Genomic DNA, 3,161 nt, shown 5'->3' on the forward strand with positions numbered 1-3,161 from the left:
GCGAAGGACGGCATCGATTCGATCAAGGCCGATGCGATCTTCGACCTGATGGAGAAGTTCGCCGGCTACGGCTTCAACAAATCACACGCTGCCGCCTACGCGCTGGTGTCGTACCAGACGGCCTGGCTGAAGGCGCATTACCCCGCCGAGTTCATGGCCGCGACGATCTCGTCGGACATGGACAACACCGAGAAGGCCGTCACCTTCCTCGAAGAAACGCGCGCGATCGGCATCAAGGTGCTGCCGCCGGACGTCAATGCGTCGGACTGGATGTTCGAGGCCGTGGAACCGAAGGTCGTGCGTTACGGCCTGGGCGCGATCAAGGGCGTCGGCCAGGGCATCTGCGAGGAGATTGTCGCCGAGCGCAAGGCGAAGGGTCCCTACCGTGGGCTCGTCGATTTCTGCCAGCGCGTCGGCTCGAACAAGCTCAACAAGCGCACGATGGAAGCGCTGGTGCAGTCCGGCGCGCTCGACGGGCTAGGCGAGAACCGCGCCACGCTCATCATGCATCTGCCCGAAGCCATGCGTGCCGCCGACCAGGAGGCGAAGAACCGCGCTTCCGGCCAGGTCGACATCTTCGGCAACGCCTTCGGCGCGGCGGAAACACCGAGCATTATCGAACTGTCCGGTGCCGTTCCCGAATGGCCGCTCGAACAACTCCTGCAGGGCGAGCACGATACGCTCGGCCATTACCTTTCCGGTCATCCCACGGATCCCTGGAAGGGCGAGCTGGCGCAGTTGTCGAGCTGCCCGATCGGCGAAATTCCGCAACGTTACCAGCCACCCAAGCCACGCCGTAACGACGACGACGAGAATGCCAGCCGTTTCCGTCGCGGTCCGGAAACACCGTGGACCGTGGCCGGCATGGTGGTCGGCATGCGCAAGCGCGGCGACAGCGATGCCTTCGTGCAGATCGAAGACGCCACCGGCCTGCTGGAAACCAGCTTCTTCCGCGAAGTGTTCACTGAAGCTGCGCCGCTACTTACCCGCGGTACGCTCATCGTGGTCGAGGGCGGCCTGCGTATCGATGACTTCGCCGGCGGCTACCAGCTGCGTGCCCGCAAGGCATACGCCTTGGCGGAAGCCATGGAACATTTCGGCCGGCTGCTGACGCTGAAGCTCAATGGCATCGGCCCGGACTTCCCGCAACATCTGCGTCAGGCACTGATGAGCTATCGCGGTGGACGCACGCCGCTGATGCTTTCCGGTTACCGCAACGACATCGGACAGGCGAGCTTCGAGCTGGGCGAGGCATGGCGCGTGCGCGCCCTGCCCGACCTTATGCGCACGTTGCGCGCGTTGCCCGGTGTCCTTGGCACCGAGCTACGGCTGGTTCGTCCCGCCGACTGAGGCGCAGGATCCGATGAACGTGTGAGAGCCGATTCGAGTGTGGGAGCCGCGTGGGAGCCGTGTGGGAGCCGATTTATCGGCGATTGGCGTTGCGGCGTCTCCGCTTCGTTGGCTTTTCGCCGCTGAAGCGGCTCCCACATGTCTCTATTTGCCGCTGAAGTGGCTCCCATATTCCGTCCCGCTTACTCAGCGGGCGGCGTAACACCCAAGCGCGTACGCACGATGCGCACGTCATCGACCTGGAGCAGGGTCGACGTGTTGTTGTCCGTGCGCTGGAGACTGACGATCAACATCGAAGGCTCCGGGAAGGTCACGCCATCTACCTTGAATTCGATGTCGGCCCAGTCCCAGCCAACCGTTTGCGTGGTGGCAGCCAGGCCGCGCAACTCCTCGGACGGGCGATCGGGATGGGAAACGAGCAGCCCGACCGCGAGCTTTGCAGGGAGTGCACCCGACCCCCGCGCACGCAATTTGACGGTATACGACTTCTGCGGCGCGGGCGAGAGCGTCGATCCGGGCGTCAGGATGACACCCGTGAGGGCGACCGCGCCTTGCGGCATAGCCAGCACCTTCGAATCAGGCGTCCGGCCCAGGTACGGGGCCGGCGCGCGCTTGGGCGAGTCGAGCAGCCAACCCGCGAGGAGCTCCGGTTGGTTCGGGTCTTCGAAGTCACCGTTTGGCAGCCCCGCGCGGCACACATCCTGGCTCCAGCTGTCGGCGCAGACGACCATGCCGCGGGGTATCGACTGCCTCAGCTCCCATGCCTTGAGCTGGATGGCGAGGTTCGCCACGTGCACCGCAACGAGGCCGATCGCCCCGATGGACGCCTGTGCCGGAGCGGCCACCAGCGCGAACCCGAGCATGCTGCAACAAATCACAGACTTCTTGATCTTCATGTTGTCTCCTTGGTTGAAATGACGGACTTCCTTTCCCTGCGAATCGGCTTCGCATGCCCTCCCGTCGGAGGCAGGATTTAGCGGGTGCTTAGCGCCGTTGCACCGTCGGACTCGACCAGATACACGTCGTCGATCTGTACCGTGTCGTGGTTTCCGCCTTCGCTGGCAATCTCCAGCAAGACATGCGCCGGGGCGGCGAACGGCACGCCGTTCACGACCAACTCGACCATGCTCCATTCGCCCTGGCGAGCGACCGCCGTCGTCGAGCCGATGGGCCGTGTCTGCTTACCGTAGGCATCGCTCATGGACAGCGTCGCCCTCACCTGGTTGTCGCCATTGTGGGATCGGACGCGGAATCGCAAGGCGTAGGCGAGATCGTTCGGCGACTTTCCGAAATGGGCGTAGACGGCCTGACTGATGGTTGCTCCGGTGTAGAGCGCAGCGTAGGCATTGCCGAGTTCGTCATACCCGATGGACGGCAGGCCGGACGCGGACGTCCAGCCCTGCAGGCTGTCGAACTGATGGCTCTTTACCGGCAGGTTGCAGGCATCCGCGTCACCGCCCGGCCGGCAGGGTGGAAGGCGCGAGGGATCGGGCCCGTTGCCGGCGAGAGCCGAGCCCGCGCACGAGAGCGCGCCAAGGCCAAGGGCGAGCAGTCGGCGATGGCGCAAATGGAGTGCTTTCATGATCATTCCTTGATCGTCGGGGGGGGAACGCCATTCCAGCAAAGTTGCCGGCGCAATTGGGCGCGCCCTACAACTGACGCGCCGTTCGCTGACAAACTTCTCAGTGCATGCCCCGGCCAACGCAAGGGCTCACCTGCTCCATCCGCCGGTCGCGACGACTTTGCATTCAATCACTTAGGCAGGCACCGCCCGACCGTACCCCGGCGCACACTGACGCCCCGCGCCACCC

At 64.5% G+C, this 3,161-nt stretch carries 3 protein-coding genes; 1 reads left to right on the top strand and 2 read right to left on the bottom strand.

What is annotated here, in order from left to right; translation table 11 throughout:
• On the top strand, positions 1–1,350 hold a 1,350-nt coding region (locus AC1DT2_RS19200), incomplete at its 5' end, for a helix-hairpin-helix domain-containing protein (protein ID WP_477298071.1).
• Positions 1,351–1,532: 182 nt separating this feature from the next.
• Here the strand turns inward: AC1DT2_RS19200 and AC1DT2_RS19205 are convergent.
• Both AC1DT2_RS19205 and AC1DT2_RS19210 read right to left on the bottom strand, forming a co-directional pair.
• On the bottom strand, positions 1,533–2,246 hold the full coding sequence (locus tag AC1DT2_RS19205) for a hypothetical protein (RefSeq protein WP_477298072.1): 714 nt from the start codon (positions 2,244–2,246) through the stop codon (positions 1,533–1,535).
• A 77-nt stretch (positions 2,247–2,323) separates the two neighbouring features.
• Positions 2,324–2,932, bottom strand: a complete 609-nt coding sequence (locus AC1DT2_RS19210; RefSeq protein WP_477298073.1) for a hypothetical protein — start codon at positions 2,930–2,932, stop codon at positions 2,324–2,326.
• Between the last annotated feature and the right edge of the window lie 229 nt (positions 2,933–3,161).

The organism is Luteibacter sp. P4_E6, from assembly GCF_056401535.1.